10 protein-coding genes are annotated in these 16,437 nt (G+C 67.9%); 5 read left to right on the forward strand and 5 right to left on the reverse strand.

Annotated elements, in window-relative coordinates; genetic code table 11:
- Position 1: 1 nt before the first annotated feature.
- Both JOD64_RS27650 and JOD64_RS27655 read right to left on the reverse strand, forming a co-directional pair.
- On the reverse strand, positions 2-10,021 hold the full coding sequence (locus JOD64_RS27650; RefSeq protein WP_204944922.1) for a Tc toxin subunit A-related protein: 10,020 nt from the start codon (positions 10,019-10,021) through the stop codon (positions 2-4).
- Positions 10,022-10,312: 291 nt separating this feature from the next.
- Positions 10,313-10,513 carry a hypothetical protein gene (locus JOD64_RS27655; RefSeq protein ID WP_204944923.1) on the reverse strand — a complete coding sequence of 67 codons (201 nt, stop codon included), beginning with the start codon at positions 10,511-10,513 and terminating at the stop codon, positions 10,313-10,315.
- 339 nt (positions 10,514-10,852) lie between these two features.
- On the opposite strand from JOD64_RS27655, the gene JOD64_RS27660 reads away from it, so the two are divergent.
- Positions 10,853-11,611, forward strand: a complete 759-nt coding sequence (locus tag JOD64_RS27660; protein ID WP_204944924.1) for an SDR family NAD(P)-dependent oxidoreductase — start codon at positions 10,853-10,855, stop codon at positions 11,609-11,611.
- A 190-nt stretch (positions 11,612-11,801) separates the two neighbouring features.
- On the forward strand, positions 11,802-12,701 hold the full coding sequence (locus JOD64_RS27665; RefSeq protein ID WP_204944925.1) for an AraC family transcriptional regulator: 900 nt from the start codon (positions 11,802-11,804) through the stop codon (positions 12,699-12,701).
- An 87-nt stretch (positions 12,702-12,788) separates the two neighbouring features.
- Here JOD64_RS27665 and JOD64_RS27670 read toward each other — a convergent pair whose 3' ends face one another.
- Positions 12,789-13,127 (reverse strand): hypothetical protein, encoded by a 339-nt coding sequence (locus JOD64_RS27670; protein WP_204944926.1) that lies wholly within the window; start codon positions 13,125-13,127, stop codon positions 12,789-12,791.
- A gap of 521 nt (positions 13,128-13,648) precedes the next feature.
- Here JOD64_RS27670 and JOD64_RS27675 point away from each other — a divergent pair.
- Both JOD64_RS27675 and JOD64_RS27680 read left to right on the forward strand, forming a co-directional pair.
- Complete coding sequence (locus JOD64_RS27675) at positions 13,649-14,035, forward strand: RidA family protein (protein WP_204944927.1); 387 nt, start codon at positions 13,649-13,651, stop codon at positions 14,033-14,035.
- 80 nt (positions 14,036-14,115) lie between these two features.
- The gene (locus tag JOD64_RS27680) at positions 14,116-14,460 is read left to right on the forward strand and encodes a cupin domain-containing protein (RefSeq protein ID WP_204944928.1); all 345 of its coding nucleotides are present in this window, start codon (positions 14,116-14,118) and stop codon (positions 14,458-14,460) included.
- Between the two features lie 197 nt (positions 14,461-14,657).
- Here the strand turns inward: JOD64_RS27680 and JOD64_RS27685 are convergent, their stop codons facing one another.
- Positions 14,658-15,002 (reverse strand): hypothetical protein, encoded by a 345-nt coding sequence (locus tag JOD64_RS27685; protein ID WP_204944929.1) that lies wholly within the window; start codon positions 15,000-15,002, stop codon positions 14,658-14,660.
- 239 nt (positions 15,003-15,241) lie between these two features.
- On the opposite strand from JOD64_RS27685, the gene JOD64_RS27690 reads away from it, so the two are divergent.
- Positions 15,242-15,748, forward strand: coding sequence for a GNAT family N-acetyltransferase (locus JOD64_RS27690; RefSeq protein ID WP_204944930.1), 507 nt, complete (start codon positions 15,242-15,244; stop codon positions 15,746-15,748).
- A gap of 18 nt (positions 15,749-15,766) precedes the next feature.
- Here JOD64_RS27690 and JOD64_RS27695 read toward each other — a convergent pair whose 3' ends face one another.
- Positions 15,767-16,357 carry a GNAT family N-acetyltransferase gene (locus JOD64_RS27695; RefSeq protein WP_204944931.1) on the reverse strand — a complete coding sequence of 197 codons (591 nt, stop codon included), beginning with the start codon at positions 16,355-16,357 and terminating at the stop codon, positions 15,767-15,769.
- Between the last annotated feature and the right edge of the window lie 80 nt (positions 16,358-16,437).

Below are 16,437 nucleotides of genomic sequence, written 5' to 3' on the forward strand. Positions count from 1 at the left end.
GTCAGAACCGGTACTCGAAGAGCAGGCCGACGTCGTCGAGGGCGTCGGGCTTGAGTCGCGTCACCTGCTGCGCACCGACCTGGACCTGCTGCCCCAGAGCACCTGGCAGGGCGGTGAACTCGATGGTCCACGGCGTCGTGTCGTCGATCTTCACGCCCCCGCCGTCGAATTCGAAGACAGCGACGGGGAGGCCGCCGAGGTCGGTGTCGACGATGCGGACGGGCTGCTGGTCGCTTCGGCCGTCGGGTCTGGTGACCGTGATCGTGAAGTCGTCGGCGGTGTCGTAGTCGAGGCCGCGCACGACCACCGCCAGCCGCTCGACCGCCAACGCCGACGCGGCGTACGTGACCGGGAAGCGCTGCGCCCCGACCGTCGCGCGGAACGTGCTCGGCGTCGGTGCGTCGCCCGCCGGGTAGTACATCCGGTACCACTCGTCGGAGTAGTCGTGCCTGCCCGACAACAGTCGGTACAACCCGCTCCGGCCGTCGCTGACCTCCATGGACTGCAGCGCGTCCCTGAGGTCGGCCTGAGCGGCGTCGCGCAGCTGCGGACCCCCGTCAAGCGCTGTGTACCGGATGGTCAGCACGGCATCGGAGATGGTGTGGTAGTCGAACTGCCGGTACTCGGCGGGCAGTTCCAGGCGCCACGTGCCCACCACACCGGCACCCTCGAACGGAAGGAAACGCTCGTCGCGCAGGTCCGGCTGGAACATGCCGGAGTCGTCGCGGCCGGAGCTCGTGACCACCGACTCGACGGGGGAGACGTACGTGAAGCGCGGATCGTCGACTCCGCTGCTCCGGTAGGGCTCGACCGGTGTCGCAGCCGTGCGAACCCTGCTCGACAGCAACGTCACCGCACAGTTGACGCCAGTGTAGGGGCCGGTCGCGCAGGGCAGGCTCAGGCTGACCATCTTGATGCGACGGCAATAGTCACCGGGCCGGTCGAGGTCGAACAGCGCCTCGGGCAGCGTGACGGTGCAGGTTCCCGTCTCACGGAGTTCGATGAGTGCGGCGGGGTTGACGTTGGCGAGTGAGACGTGCTTGGTCAGCTCGTACGTCCGGTGGTTGCGTTGCAGGTAATCGGCCTGCATGCGGGTGACGGCGGCGTGCAGACGCTCGCCCGCCAGCAGCCCCTTGCGGGTGCTGTCCCAGTAGCCGAACTGCACGTACTGCGTTGCCCCGGTGCCCAGTTCGCGCTGCATCGCCCGCTCGGCGCCTTTGGCCGTGTCGTAGGCCACCTGATAGCTCTGGAAGTAGAGCGCGCTGAGCTGCGCCGACATCCAGTCGTACAACTCGGTGTTGGTGTACTTGCCGGCGAGGTACTCCTGCACCTGGTGCGCCTGACCCATGGCGATCCGGTGATTGGTCAGTTCCTTGGTGGCCGCGTCCAACCGGAGCTCCGCGGCCAGCCGCTGCCGGTCCGTCGACATGATCTCCGAGGCCGCCTGATTGTGCTGAAGCACCCAGTCGTGCTCGCGTACCACCGCCTGGGCCAGTCGGCTGGACTTGCTGGCGTCGAAGCCTGAGCTCGCGGCGTTCGCGTTGAACACGGCGCCGATGGCGTTCGCGGCGGCCGCCAGATTGCTTCCGCCCCACGATGATCCGACACCGATGCCCCACGGCTTGGCGGAGAACGAGAACGTCGGAAGGACCGACAGGATGCTGCCGGAGCCCTGTGCCACCGCGCCCGCGGTCTGGCTGTCGCGGCTCTCCTCGAGGCTGCCGAGTTCGGCCTTGTCGTGGCTGAGCAGCTTCACGCCCTCGGAACTGGGAATGTTGGCGCTCGCCGACGCGGCGACCGGTGCGATCGGCGCGTCCTCCGGTGGCACGGTCACCGTGGTGACCCCGAGCAGCCGTTGGTAGTGCTGGTAGCGGCTGACAAGCGTGCTGCGTTGCGCACGCAGCACCTCCACCTGCCGGCGGGCCTCAGCCTCCTGCTTCTCCCTGATTTCCTCGATTGCGTCGGCCAGCTCGGTCTCGTGGGTGGCGCGCAACATCGCCAGCGCTTCGGCGTCGCGCTTCTCCATCGCGGCCAGCAGCGCGGCACCGAGATTGCGGACGTCGTCGGCCAACGCCAGCGCCTGGGTCACCAGGGTGTGGAACCGGTAGGTGGGCGGTGCGGCGGTCACCTCGGAGAGCACCGACGCGATGTCGAGCCCCGCCGCCCGTGCACGCACCAGCAGCGCGGGGTCGATGGGTGGTTCGAACAGCGGCAGTTGGCGAACCACGCCTTCGATGGTCATGGAGTTGCGGATCTTGAACTGCCGGTCGGCGACGGTGTCCCAGTAGCCGAACAGCTTGTCGTTGCGGGGGACGCCGAAGTAGGTGACGCTCGGCCAGGACAACGGCGGTGCGTCCGGGTCGACGACGACGGTGTCCGGCGCTGTCGAACCGATGCGCTGCTCGATCGCCACCATCGTGTTCGACAGCCGTTCCAACTGCGGGTCGAGGCTGACGGCGGTACGAATCTGGGGCCGAACACGTTGCCCGATGGCCTTCGGCCGCTCACCGAGGATGTCACCGGCCAGCGTGTAGAGGTTGGCGGCGTAGTTGATCGACTCGATGGTGTCCTGACGGAAGAGCTGGTCGCCCCACGCGATGAGGTTGTCCAGGTAGGCCATCACGACCATCTTCTGGAACGCCACCACCCGCATCCGGCCGATCGCGTACGGATTGAACGGGTTGGCCCGCCAGGTGGCGACCTGGCGCAACAACCCGGCGTCGGCGGTACCGGCCGCGAGCGCGTTGATGATGTCCGACAACCGTTGGGGTACGACGCCGGCCACCGACGCGTCGAACAACGGCTTGGTGCGCCAGAAGCGCGCCGGGACTTGTTGTTTGGACGTGTCAGTGGGGTCGAACACGAGGTGGAACCAGCGCTGCGCCTCCTCGAAGCGACGGTTCGCCGACAGCCGCGTGGCGATCAGCACCGGCGCGTGGAAGAACAACTCCCAGTTGTACTGCTGAAAGAAGCCAGTGGGAGCGAAATCGACGTCCTCGACCGGATACGGCTCGCTGATGAGGCGTTCGGGTTTGTACGTGGCCGCGAATGTGGCCGCGGACCGCGACTGCCCTGCCCGGGTGACCAGCCGCTCGACGCCCCCGGCGGCGAGGTCGGTCTGGAAGTCGCCGACGTACGGGTGGAACGCGGTGCTGAAGAGGTAGCGGCGCACCTGCTTGGAGACCAGCACGGCGCCCAGTCCGGCGACGATGCGGTCGCGGCTGACGTAGTCGGAGACCTTCAGCATCGACTTGTCGGCCTTGGACACGAATTGACGTTGGTCGCCGACCTGGAAGAGGCTGCGCCGCGCCAGGGCTTGCCTGGGACGAATCGCGACATCGGTGGTGGAGGTCAGCTTCGCCAGCTGAAGCGGATCGGTGGTGCCGTGCAGGGCGGCCACGTCCACGACCGGGTCGGGGTGCACCACGAACTCGGGCAGGTACGGGGTGACGTCGAGGTAGTACTTGGCCTTGAGCTTGCCCACCACGGCAGGGTTGATCTTGTCCTTGGCGAGGTAGTCCCAGTGCCAGTCGGTGCCGGTGGAAGGATCGACGACGAAGCACCGCAGGCCGTCCTGGTAGACGAACGTCCGTGCGCCGCTGACGAACTGATCCTGATGCGCGTACGCCAACGTGAAGGGGCTGGGCGACCTGCCGAGCGCCATGGCCTCGGTGCGCCAGTCGAGCGTCGCGGGCAGGTTGAGTCGATTATTGCCGTTCTGCGCGAACAACATCCCGACCGGGACGGTGCCCGTGGGTTCGAAGATGCCCGCGATGGTCTGCCCGTAGGTCTCCACCTGACGGCTGCGCCCGGTGAAGTGGAATCCCGAGACCGACGCGTACACGGAGTTGTCCCCGGGGTTCGCGGGCGTGTAACCGGGCTTCACGGTGGAGACGTTGACGGCGGGGTTGTCCCACTCGGGCCAGATCCACAGGTCCGGTGACCCGACGACGGCCCGCAGGACCAGCTTCTGTTTGACGGTGTCAGGGTGGTCGTTGACCGGTACGAGCTGCGTCTGCACCGACACCTCGGTGACCTGCTTGGGCTGCCACTTCTTGCGGTGGAAGTAGGTGTAGGCCAACGAGATGTCGTAACGGCGGCCCGCCGGCAGCGTGGGTTTGTCACCGGGCTCCTGCTGCGGTGTGATGTCGGCGAAGATCGGCCAGAACACGTACAGCCGGCCGTTCCACACCACTGGCAGCACCTGACGCTCACTGATGTCGGCGTCGATGGCCTTCCATGGTGTCCACTCGGCGTTGTCGATTCTGGTGCGCCAGAAGTACCTGGGGGTCAGCCCGCGGGTACGCCCCACGGCGTAGAGAGTGACGGGGTTACCGGGGGTGGCGTCGACCTCGTAGAGCCCGAGGATCTCCAGCCGGGCGAGTTCGTCGAGTCGCTCGAGGTAGACGGTGAACGCGTCGTCGACCAGCTCGGCGGTGACGTCGTCGCGCATCAACGCCGACTCCAGCTCGCCGAACAGCGGTGTCTTGTCGTCGCGCAGCGTCGGTTCCATCCAGTTTTCGGGGAAGCAGAACACCTTGCGGTTGGCTTCCCAGACGCGGTAGTTCTTCATCCACGCCCAGTCCCGCCAGCCCGGGTCCACGGCGTCGTCGACCTCGATGCCGGCAACCAGGTTCATCGTGGCGCTCTGCACGAACAGCTGAACCGACGAGATGGCCTGTTTGATGCGTGACGTCGCGACGATCGGCTCGGTGCGGCTGTCCTGCAGAAGGTGGCGGTAGAGCTCCGACTCGGTGCGCAGAGTCGGCCACGCCGACGCCGGGTCGGCCAGCACGTAATCGAGCAGAGCGTCCCGCTGGGCGCGGCGCATCACGTCGCGTAGCGGCGCGGCCACCTCGCGCCAGCGGGCGTCGTCGTAGCGTGCCTTCACCACTTCACGCGCTGATCGGGCGGCCCGCTCGTCGCACTCGACGGCGGCGAACTGAGCCAGCTGCGCGGCCGACGCCCCGGTGCGGCGCACGAGCCCGATGACGCGCAACTGCGCCGCAGGGCCCGTTTCGTCGGCGAAGTCGGCGACGGTGAGGCCGGTGGTCTTGGCCAGCGCCGACAGGTCCGCAGCCGAGATCCGGAGGTTGTCACGGGAGGCCGCGGTCGCGATGGTCGCGGTGAGATCGTCAAGTGTGACGCCGGGTCGCCGTGCCGACGCCAGCAGGGCGGAGACAACCGGCCGGCCGAGCGTGGCCGCGCAACGGCTGAGCCGCAGCACCCGCAGCAACGCGGCCAGCGGCACCGGGTCGCGCGGCGTCGGGGTCACCGGCAGCGTCGCGGGCTGCCACCACGGCGCCTGCGCCGCGGGTTGCCAGGGAATCGGTCGCGGCGCGACGGTGGCACCGTAGTCGGCCAGCCAGGAGAGCTCGGTCGTGGTCCAACCCAGCCGGGTCACCAGGCGTGCGAGCTTGGCCAGCCGCACATAGGTGCGGAACTGCGCCTCGAAGCTCGCCGCGGTCAGCGGTACGTCCTGGTGGCTGGTGGCGAACGACGGCGCGAGGAAGTCCGCGAGCGCCGGTCGCGCCGGGTCGTCAGCCGACACGAGCCGGTGCGTGAGCAGGTCGTCGACAAGTGCGATCGGTACGCCCAACTGCTCCGCGCAGCCGGACACGATCACGCGGTGGCTCAGCTCGGCGCGCAGGTGTGTCGCGACACCGGCGGCGACCGCGGCGATCCGATCGTCGCCCGTGGTGTCGAGCAGCGCGTTCACCGCCGCGACGTCGAACAGGCGGCGCTCGGTGGCAGGCGCGTAGGCGGTGGCGGCGGCGGCCAGCGCGTCGAGCGCGGTGTGCCACGCGGGATCGACGGACAGGCCGGCGAGCCGGGCCTGTTCGTCGGTCGTCAGCGGGCCGTCGCTGACGATCTCTCCGGCGGGACCGTCGTAATGGATGCGGGTGCGCAGCTGCGGGGCGAGCACCAGGTCAGCGGGTAGCGCCGGCAGATCGGCCCTCAGCGGGGGCCACTGCCACGTCTTCAGGGTGCGCGAGAGGGCCCTGCGGGGTGCGTCGTAGGCGGTGTGTACGGCCACCTGGTAGGCGGCGTCGGCGTGCGCGCTCAGCAGCGCGTCACGTTGGGCGGTGGTCAACACTCCCCGCACCAGAAGCCGGCCGCCGGTGGCGGTGACGCGGGACCGCAGCGCCGCCGGGACAACCAGGTCGTTCGGCGGGGCCGGCAACGGCACGTCGAACGTCGCGGTGTCGTCGAGTACGGCCAGCACGTCGTCGACGAGCGTTGTGGGCCAGCGCAGTTGGGCCATCCACCGCCGTAGCGCCTCCGCCGGAACCTGGCCGGCGAGCTCGGTGCCAGCCGCGACGTCGCGCAGGGCGTCGCGTGTCTCACCCAGGCGCACGGCGATCTCCTCCTCCGAGAGGCCCATCGCCTGTCCGGGAGTCGTCGCCTGATGAAAGAGCAGATAGTCCACCTCGGGGACGGTGAGCCCGCTCTCGCGAACGTCGGTGACGAGGTCGACGAACCGTTCGGTGGCGGCCGGGCCGGCCACTCCCGACGGGAACACGTCGGCCGCACAGCCCCGCAGCGCCAACAGCTCGTCGACCGGCATGGTCAGCGCGCGGGCCAGCCGACTGAAGCGGTACAGCGCGGACAGGTTCGCGAGAGTGAGGCGCCCGTCGGTCAGCTTGCGCGTCAACGTGTCGAGTTCACCGGCGGTCAGATTGAGTGCGCTCATGATGGCCGACGCGTGCGCGGCGATCACGGCCTGCGCGGGATCGCGCGCGAGCAGCGCGATCTCCATGGCACCGGCCCCGTCCTCGGCCACGGCGAAGGCCGGGTCGCTGGGCCGCATCACTTCGGGGTTGCCGAACAGCTTGAAGTAGAGCTCGTCGGGCCGGTCCGCGCGCAGCGTCGCCCACAACGCGGGCAGTTCGGCGGGCGTGACGCCGAGCCGCTGGTGCAGGCGGGCCGCGCAGGACAGCGCGATCAGCAGCTGATCGTCGATCCGGTCGTTGACGTCGGCGAGCTCCGGGCGCAGCGCGGTGATGAGGTCGTCGCACTCCCGGCTGGTCCAACCCAGCGCCCGACGCAACCGTACGAACCTGCGTAGCCGATCGGCGGCCGCCGCGTCAAAGTTGACCATGACGAGCTTGGCGACGTCGCACGTCGCCGGGTCCTTCGGGTCGGCGGACTGGATGCGGATGGTGTCGTCGGGATCGACGAATTCGCTGGACAGCAGGCCGAGCAGGTCGGGGTAGTCGACGTCGAACCGGTGCAATACCTGTGCGACCCAGCGCAGCGCCTGGGTCCACGTGAGGTTGGCGGTCGCCATCGCCTGGGCGACCGCGTCGTACACCGCGATGGGATTGCCGTTCTCGGCGAGCCCGAAATCACTCCACGGAGTCGCGGACCGACCGGTTATTGGCGTGCGTTGCCCGACGGTGACGCCCAGCGACTCGCACGCGATGTCGACATCGGTGTACGAGTCGCCGGCGGGGGAGGCCAACGCGACCATCAGGTCACGGCGGTAGGTGGTGGGGGCGTCGGGATCGTCGAGCAGATGCCCGACGTAGGTGCGCACCTCCTCGGTCCACAGGTCCAGCGGCGCCGAGACGGGGTAGACGGCGGTACGCAGCGCGTCGTAGGCCTTGGCGTTGCGGTGCTCAGGTTCGGCGGCGAGTTCGACCGCGGCACCCGCGGTCTGATAGCTGCCGAACCGGGCGGTGAGCTCCGTCGGCGAGGTACGACGCAGCACCCACAGCACCCGATGGTCGGTGAGGAACCAATGGTCGTCGGGCGTGACGACGTAGCACGCATGGTCCTCGGCGAGCGGTACGCCCGCGGCGGTGAACGCGTCCCGTAGGGCGGCCGAGATGGTGCGCGCGTCGAGCTCGGCGGCTTCGGTGGCGTCGAGGGTGAAGTCGGCGATGGGGGCGACGAGGTTTTCGAGCAGCTCCAGGGTGAGGTCGAGGTGGGGCAGCGTCGTGTTGGTGTTCGCGCAGGACAACTCGATCTCGCCGATGTCCGGGCGGCGGCGGTAGAGCACGTCGAGCGCCGTGCCTCCGTCGGGCAGGTGCCGATCGGCCAGCCAGCCGAGCAGTTCGGCCAGGTAGGCGGCGGGGCTGAGGATCGAGTTGCAGTCCCCGCACTCGCAGTAGCCCGCCGAGCCGAACAGCGTCTCCAGATTGGCCCGGCCCTCGTAGTCGTACGCGGGGAGCACGTACATCGGGGTGTCGTTGAGTTCGGGAGCGAACGCCGAATAGAGCGCCGCACTGGTCGCCGAGATGTTGACCGCTCTCGTGACATAGTCCAGCGCCTGCTTCGGGCCGCCGAGCGCCTCGCCGTACCGACCGATGAACGTCGAGGCGCCCAACCGCGCGATCGCCGTTGCCGAATCCAGGCCCGCGTCGCGCAGCACCTTCATGTGCGCGGAATCCTTGGTGACATTGAACAGCCGCTTGACCGTGGCGACCTCATTGACGAGTGCCGCACGATCGGCGACGTCGTCGAACAGCCGCTCGTCGAGTTGGGCGGGGTCGATGCCCGTGCGCAGGTCGAACGTCGTGTCGTCGCGAAGCACGTTGCGCCAGAAGGTCCTCGCGTCGTCCGTCACCGCGTCGTCGGCGAGCAGCGTGTTCGCCAGCACTTCCGTGGGCATGGTCTCGGCCACGACGGCGCGTAATGTCGTGGCGTACGTCCTGATCTTGGCTTTTTCGATCTCCTCCGCCGGGGTGCCGTGGGGCAGCGCGGCGACAACCGCGGCGTCGATCTCCGGTGGCACCCGGTCGTTGTCGGGAAGTTCGCTGATCAAGGACTCGAAGTCGTCAACCGAGTACGCCGACAGCGCCTTGACGCCGTCGAGCCGGCGCGCCAGCGTGTCGACGAGCGGGGCGTGTTCGCCGGTGAGCGCGGCGAGCTGCATGTTGAGTTGCAGCCGGGGCACCTGCTCGGTGAGCAGCGGATCCGCGGCCACCGTCTCCCACAGCTGCGGGAGCTCGCCGTCCCCGCCCGGATCCGTCCACACCGCGTCGTGTTGAACGAGTTTCTCCACGTAGGCCGTTCGTGCGGTGCGGCCGTCGAGCGAATGCAGCAACCCGCCCATCGCGTCCGGGCTCTCGACGAGCACCTTGATCGCGGCGGCGCGGATGTCGGATGCCACGGACGCCACGTCCTCGACGGTGCGGGCTGGTACCAGCCCGCGATCGGAGGCTGATTGCATGGCGGCCTGCAACCGGTCGTCGCTCTGGCTGGCCAGCGACGCGAGGTCGGTGGCCATGCCCCGCCGGACCAGTCCGTACAACGCCTCGGCCGCGACGCCCGTCGTCTCCGAGAGCCGGTGGGCCACGACCAGATCGGCGAGCCGCCGCATCGGCTGGTTGGTCTTACCGGCCAGCAGCGACAGGTCGTGAATCCCTTCCTTTTCGTCGAGGTCGGCGATGCTGAGCCCGTCGAGGTGACCGTCGAGCTCGGTGACGGCTTGCTGGTATTCGGTCCAGCGAGTCTCCGGTCCGCCGTTTACCCGGATACGAACCTTCTCGATCGGTTGCGCCGCGTAGAAGATGCGCGACTGTGCAAGCGACGACTCGGCGGTGCCGCTGCGGGCCTCCTCCTCACTTGCGAACGCGCGTACCTGCAGGTCGACCCGGTCGCGGCCGATGTCGGCGGGGTCGTATTCGATGACGAACTCGCCGCGCTCGTCGGTGACCGCCGAGCCGAGTGGCACGTCGTCGCGCAGGCCGCGGTGCAGGGCCGTGAGGTGGACGTCGGAGATGGCCAACCCGCGCCGATACATCACCTGACCGCGAACCACGCGGCGCGAACGCGCCGGTGGTGGGTCGCGGCCCTCGAGGGCCGCCACGGTGCGATCGTCGACGACACCGCTGGCCTCGATGTCGCGGCGGCGCTGGAACTCCGTGACGACTTCCCGCGTGCCGCGTTCGAATATGTGGCCGCGAACCTCGTCGGGCGGTGCGGGATGGCCCGCGCTGTCGAGCAACTGGTGCAGTTCGACGACGTCGTCACCACGGGCACCGAGGCGAAGGTTCTTGCCGTACAGCGACATCCGAGCTCCCCCCGGTGGACGCTCCGAGTCGGACTGATGCTACTCAGTGATGGAACGCTCGCGCGGAGCAATCGCTGTCGACATGCCGATCGTTCGTTGCCTCCGATCGCGTGTGCCGCGCCGTGTTGGAGATGATCAACCACGCGGTGCAGGGCGCAGCCAGCGGCGTCAGCACGCCGAGCGGTGCCGCACGGGACAGGCGTTCAGCCCGGCTCCGTCGGCTGGATGTCTGCGGCTTTCGCTGTTCGTCTCTTGTGCGCTCGTCGCGTCCGCAGGCTGCTGTTCGCATCTTCAAGATTGGCGGCAGGTGGACATTTCTGAATGTGGGATTCCCGTCATTTTCGACCAGATCTCGATGCGCCTCGGGCGGCCGGTGCGCCGGCCCAGGGTGGTGATGTCGATGGTGCGTGCCTCGCGCGGCGAGCCCGGGCCGATGGCCAGAGCGCGCCTGGCCGTGCCCACGTCGTAGGTCCTGTCCGCGGTGTCGGTCATGGTCGACTGCCTCACTCGTGGCTGACGGAAATGGCTTTTGGGACAAGCCAACTGTCACGCCGGGAGGGCTGCTAGGGACATCCTGGCGGATCCTTGCACGATCCTGCCCACGCGCAGGCACAGCACGGCGACGAGCTGGGCAGTCACGCAGAGGCCAACGCTTCCCTGCAAGGCGGGCAGTGGCGGGGCACGGCTGAAACGGCCCATGTCCCGTCCATCCAAGAGGATTGGGCAAGAGGCGAAGAGGATCATTCTTTTCGCGGGCCCGGCACAGCGGTCTCCTGGAAGGGACAGACTCCCCACGGATTCCGACGAATCCTCAGGCCCAGGAGGCACACCATGAAGGTAGCCGTCGTCACCGGTGCAAGCTCCGGCATCGGCCAGAGCGCCGCCCTGCAGATCGCCCGGCGCGGTGCCGGCGTCATCCTGACCTACAGCTCCAACGAACAGGGCGCCAAGGACACCGTCGCGCGGATCGAGCAGCAGGGCGGCACTGCCGTGGCGCTGCACCTGGATCTCGGCGATACGGCGGGATTCACCATCTTCCGGGAGACCGTTGCCGAGGTGCTGCGCGAGGTCTTCCAGCGGCACTCCTTCGACCACCTGGTCAACAACGCCGGATTCGCCGGCATGGCGATGATCGAGGACACCCGCGAGGAGGAATTCGACCGGCTCACGGACGGCCTGTTCAAGGGGCCCTTCTTCCTCACCCAGGCCCTGCTGCCGCTCCTCGCCGACGGCGGCGCCATCGTCAACCTGACCAGCAACTCCACGCTGCCCCAGGTGACCGCGCCGGGATACTCCGTCTACGCGGCTCTCAAGGGCGCTGTGGCGGTGCTCACCCGCTACATGGCCAAGGAGTTCGGTCCCCGCGGCATCCGCGTGAACTCGGTCGCACCGGGAGCCACCGTCACCCGCTTCGCCGACGACGCGTTCAGCAAGAACCCGCAGATCATCCCGGAACTGGCGAAGACCTTCACTCTCGGGCGCGTCGGCGAGCCTGACGACATCGGCATGGTCATCGCCATGTTGGTCTCCGAGGAAGGCCGGTGGATCACCGCCCAGGACATCGAAGTCTCCGGAGGGCAGAACCTCTGAACTCCTGCTGTGAGCCGTGAGCCCCGTCAAACCCCTTCCGCCCTCTCACGCCGCCCACGGCTCAGTCCGCGACGGCCCAAGACAGCCGCCCAGGCCGCCCTGACCGGTGGGACACCAGCGCAATCATGAATATGTGCCCAATCCTGCCCAGCCAGCGACCCAGCGTGGAGGTTCGTGCAAAAATGGATTCATGTCTGCCCTGGACGAAATGCGTGAGCTTCTTAACCGGCATGCGCGGCCCGACATGAGCACGGCGATCGATGGAATTCAGGTTTGTAGATTCAGCCGTCCCAATGCTTCGGCGGCCGGGATGTCCGGGACCGTGCTCGCAGTCATCGCCCAGGGCGGCAAACGCCTCGCCCTGGGCGAGCGCCTGTACGAATATGGGCCCGGCGAGTACCTGATCGCCTCTGCCGACCTCCCCGTCACCGGCCATGTCCTGGACACCGGGCAGCCCACCCTCGGTTTCGGCATGACTCTCGCTCCCTCAGCCCTTGCTGAACTCCTCCTGGAAGCCGACCCCCGAGACCTGCCGGCCACCCCACGCGCCGCATCACCCGGCATTGCCGTCTCCACGGCCTCGCCTGCACTGCTGGACGCCATCGTGCGCCTGCTGCGGCTGCTGGAGCAGCCTGCAGACCGCAAGATCCTCGCTCCCATGGTTAAGCGGGAAATCCTCTGGCATCTCCTGCGCGGCGAGCAGGGAGTCGCCATCCGCCAGCTCGGTCTCGCCGACAGCGGACTGGCCCACATCAACCGCGCCGTGCGTCAGATCCGGGAGAACTACGCCACCGCCTTCCGCGTGGAGGACCTGGCGGAAATCGCCGGCATGAGCGTTTCCGCTTTCCACCGCAACTTTCAGACCGTCACAGGGATGAGCCCCATCCAGTTCCAAAAACGCATCCGCCTGCAAGAAGCCCGGCTCCTGCTCGCCAGCCGCCCCTCAGACATCACCGGTGTGGGCCTCAGCGTCGGCTACGACAGCCCCTCCCAGTTCAGCCGTGAATACCGCCGCATGTTCGGCACGCCGCCCAGCAAGGACACCCAACTCCGCACTCCGCCAGCAGAACCCGTCACTGCGCTGCCCTGAGCTCGACCCTGTCGGGGATCTTGGTGTTTCCCGGTGCGGCAGCAACGCACAGACGATCACACGGTGGCCGCCTCGCGTCACCCCGGCTCAGCAGCAAGATCTTGAACGGCAGCTGCCGTACCAATCTAGAACCGACGCGGTGACGACCCGGGGCCGCCCGGAGACGAGCCACGCAGTAACACGTGCGGATCCCGGCCGAGGTCCAGGACATTCGGACGTCGTCAAACGGGCGGCGGTGGCGCCGAGCAGCGCCAGCAGGTACGTCGCGCCGCACGATGTGCTGGCCGGCACGGCGAGTTGCACGGCTTCGTTGACCAGGTCCGCCTCACCGAGGCCCTGAATGACGGCGAACAGGTCGCAGGCCAGCAGGATGACCTGCACCACGACGATGTGGAACCATGCGCGCCGGATCGGCTCCCGGTCCACGAGCCCGGTGTAGACGACTGCGCAGACTGCGGCGGCGACACCCCCACGCTGTACCGGTCACGACTCGCGCCGCCGGGGTGTCGGGCAGGTCCATCAGGCCGGCGATGAGCAGCGCCAGCGGCATCCGGATCGACAGGCCGGCCAAGAACGACGCTTCCGGGTCGGCCGAGCGTCGGCTGGCCGACGGCTCCATTGCCCGCTTGAACGCGCCGACGAGCGATAGCCCAACGGTGATTCTCGTGCCGGCCAGCGCACTCAGCAGGCTGGACAGCAGGATGCCGCGAGTGCTCAGGTCGGCGAGACCGAGCGCCAGGACGAGCAGTTTGACCCCGACAACCACGACGTACACGATCGGCAGGCCGAGCACGAAGGCGAGGATCGCCGTGAAGGCGGCCTCGCCCGTGTGCTCTCAAGCAGTGCCCACAGCAGCACATGTATTGACGCAGCACGGTCAAACGCGCCAACCCGCTGCCGCTCAACGGGCCGCCACAACACGTTCCACGCCATGTGAGGATGCTCAAATGCAGCTCGTGCCACACGGCCCGACCGAGGGCGTCTACTCAGCCACCGACGACTACGTCCACGCGATGGAGGTGCGCGGCGCTGAGCGGTTGCTGTTCGTGGCTGGAACGATGGGCCTGGACCCCAGCGGAACACCCGGCACGACGCTCGCCGAGCAACTCGACCTGCTCTGGTCGAACATCCGCGCCATCCTCGCTGCCGCCGGCATGACGGTGGACAACATCGTGCGGCTGACCAGCTACCTACGCGACGCCTCCTACGCCGAAGCGAACGCGGTCGCACGTGTGGCAGCCCTCAACGGCCGGGTCGTCCCGACCACCGCGATCGTCGCCGAAACACTGGTCAGCGACTGGCTGGTCGAGATTGAGGTAATCGCCGCAGGGTGATGTTTCCCCCCGACCCGCTGCAGCGCCGCGCGACGGTCGCCATCGGTTACTGGCGATCCGCGTCGGGCTAGGCTTCCGCCATGCAGATCATCGAAGGCGCGGGTCGGTGGACCGCACCCGCCGGGGCTGCCAACGACTGGGTCGAACACCTGAGAGTGCCGGACCTGTCGGTGGGAACGTACTGCATCCCGACGGGCGGTCTCGACGATCAGAGTCCGCACACCGAGGACGAGATCTACGTGGTCACCGCCGGGCGGGCGCGGATCGTGACGCCGGACGGTGCGGCCGAGGTGGGCCCGGGTTCGGTGATCTTCGTACCGGCCGGCGAGGAGCACCGGTTCGAGGAGGTGACCGAGGACCTGGCGCTGCTGGTGGTGTTCGGCCCGGCGTACGGCTCGCGCGCTCCGAGTCTGCGAGACGAGTAGGGCGGCTGAGTTCGCCAGCCCGGCGGCCGGCGACCGTCGTGAGTGGGCCGACCGGCCGGGCCCACCTCAAGGTCCGCTTGATACGCCGGGCCGGGCCGCTGCCCACTCCTTGGCAGTGCGGATTGAGGGCAGACGGGAAGACATGCAGGTCGACCCAGGATGGACAGGCGTGACGGCTCTGCTCTGAGTCAACGAGTTCATCGCCGCGTCGAAGATCGCCGCCTGCGCCCCCTTTTGATTAAGGCTCCGAACAGGCCGGCACAGACAACCGAACAGGCACCCATGACTACCGCCGCGAACGGATCACTTCTCGGGCCCGACAAAATGCTCACGGATGTAATTCCGAAGAGGATGGCAAGCATGGGCAACGTCACGCGTGCCGCACGGCGGTGATGACGCTGATTGTGCGCGGCGTGAATCCGACGTTGCTCCGGACTGAGTTCCTTCTCCCACGGGGTGTTGAAGGGCCAGTTGGCGACCCAGATAATCGCGGCCAACCCCGCAACAACCACCAGCACCACAATGATGGCTTCGAAGAGCATGTTCCACCTCCAGAAGTCGTCGGTCCAGGACCGAACCGACGGCGTTGGTAAGGGGCATGGTCGGCGGCATCGCGGGTCAGACGGTGCGTGGGGTGATAGTGACTCGTACGGCGACGGTCTGTAAAGCAAGGCCGCCGGTTGATGCGGTCAGGCTGGTTCGATGGAGTGCCCTCAGGCGGGCGACCAACTGGGGGCCGACCGGGACGACCGACACTCGGAACGATGGGTAGCCTGCCGGGATGGCAAAGGTTGTCACCTACCTGGAGATGAATAACGCCAAGGACCTGCGACCTGGGAGGGTGGTGCCCGAACTCCTCCTACGGCGCGTTGACGGTGGCCTGCCGCTCGTGCGTGCCACCAATGCTCAGGTCGGAGCCCCCTACGGGTGGCGGAGTGCGTCTCGCACGAACGAAGAGTGGCAGGACCTGATGCGGTGCCGTCCGCTGCGCCAGTACTGGTGCATCACCCTGAAGGACAAGACCGTGGGGGTTGCAAATTTGGAACCCCAGCCTGACGGAGATGTGGAGATCACCACCTTTGGGCTGTTGCCCGAATATGTCGGGAGGGGTCTCGGTGGCCATGCGCTGACGCTGACCATCCGGCAAGCCTGGGACAGTGAGGCCGTGGACTCTCCGGCTGTACGCAGGGTGTGGCTGCACACCTGCTCGTTGGACCATCCGAATGCACTACGCAACTATCAACGACGCGGCTTGACTGCCTATCGCACCGAGGTCGAAGCCGAGTGATAGCCGGCTCAGCCGAATCTAGGACCGATGCGGTGACGACCCGGGGCCGCCCGGAGACGAGCCACGCAGTAACACGTGCGGATCCCGGCCGAGGTCCAGGAACATCCGGACGTCGTCAAAACGTTCGGCGCCCACCTCGATGACGTTGGGCAGCCGTCCCCACTCCTGGAATCCGAGCTGCTCGTAAAGCTCGATGGCACCGTGGTTGTTGCCGCGAACGCCGAGCGTCAGGGTCTCGATCCCGGCCTTGCGGGCGTCGTCGACCAGGGCGGCGGTGACAAGTCGTCCGATCCCACGACCTCGCGCCGCCGGGTGCGCGGTCACCTTTTCCACATCTGCATAGTGCGCGAAGATTGGTTTCGGGCCGCGTCGCCACAGGCCGGTACCAACCACCCGGCCGTGGAGCACGGCCAGTACCAGCGCCGCATCGCCGGCACCGACCAACATCAGCATGTGGTCCAGCCAAGAATCCGTCTCGCTCCGGCTGGGAGGCACCGCGTATCCGATCGCGCCACCGAGCTCGGCCACCGCATGCAGCACTCGGTGCACGTCAGCGCGGAGCTGCTCGTCCGCGGCGGTCGGCCATTGGAGCTCGACGCTCGATTCCATGACCGGTGATTCTACGGAGCCGAGTCGAGGCATCGTGCGGCGCGTCCCCAACCTCACGGGTCAGTACAACCAGCCATCAG

The sequence above is a fragment of the Micromonospora luteifusca genome, assembly GCF_016907275.1.
Taxonomy (GTDB): Bacteria; Actinomycetota; Actinomycetes; order Mycobacteriales; family Micromonosporaceae; genus Micromonospora; species Micromonospora luteifusca.

Bases quoted from the DNA above. Each gene is read 5' to 3' on its own strand.
- JOD64_RS27655 (WP_204944923.1), bottom strand. From the start codon at position 10,513: ATGACCGACACCGCGGACAGGACCTACGACGTGGGCACGGCCAGGCGC.
- JOD64_RS27650 (WP_204944922.1), bottom strand. From the start codon at position 10,021: ATGTCGCTGTACGGCAAGAACCTTCGCCTCGGTGCCCGTGGTGACGAC.
- JOD64_RS27665 (WP_204944925.1), top strand. From the start codon at position 11,802: ATGTCTGCCCTGGACGAAATGCGTGAGCTTCTTAACCGGCATGCGCGG.
- JOD64_RS27690 (WP_204944930.1), top strand. From the start codon at position 15,242: ATGGCAAAGGTTGTCACCTACCTGGAGATGAATAACGCCAAGGACCTG.
- JOD64_RS27660 (WP_204944924.1), top strand. From the start codon at position 10,853: ATGAAGGTAGCCGTCGTCACCGGTGCAAGCTCCGGCATCGGCCAGAGC.
- JOD64_RS27685 (WP_204944929.1), bottom strand. From the start codon at position 15,002: ATGCTCTTCGAAGCCATCATTGTGGTGCTGGTGGTTGTTGCGGGGTTG.
- JOD64_RS27675 (WP_204944927.1), top strand. From the start codon at position 13,649: ATGCAGCTCGTGCCACACGGCCCGACCGAGGGCGTCTACTCAGCCACC.
- JOD64_RS27695 (WP_204944931.1), bottom strand. From the start codon at position 16,357: ATGGAATCGAGCGTCGAGCTCCAATGGCCGACCGCCGCGGACGAGCAG.
- JOD64_RS27680 (WP_204944928.1), top strand. From the start codon at position 14,116: ATGCAGATCATCGAAGGCGCGGGTCGGTGGACCGCACCCGCCGGGGCT.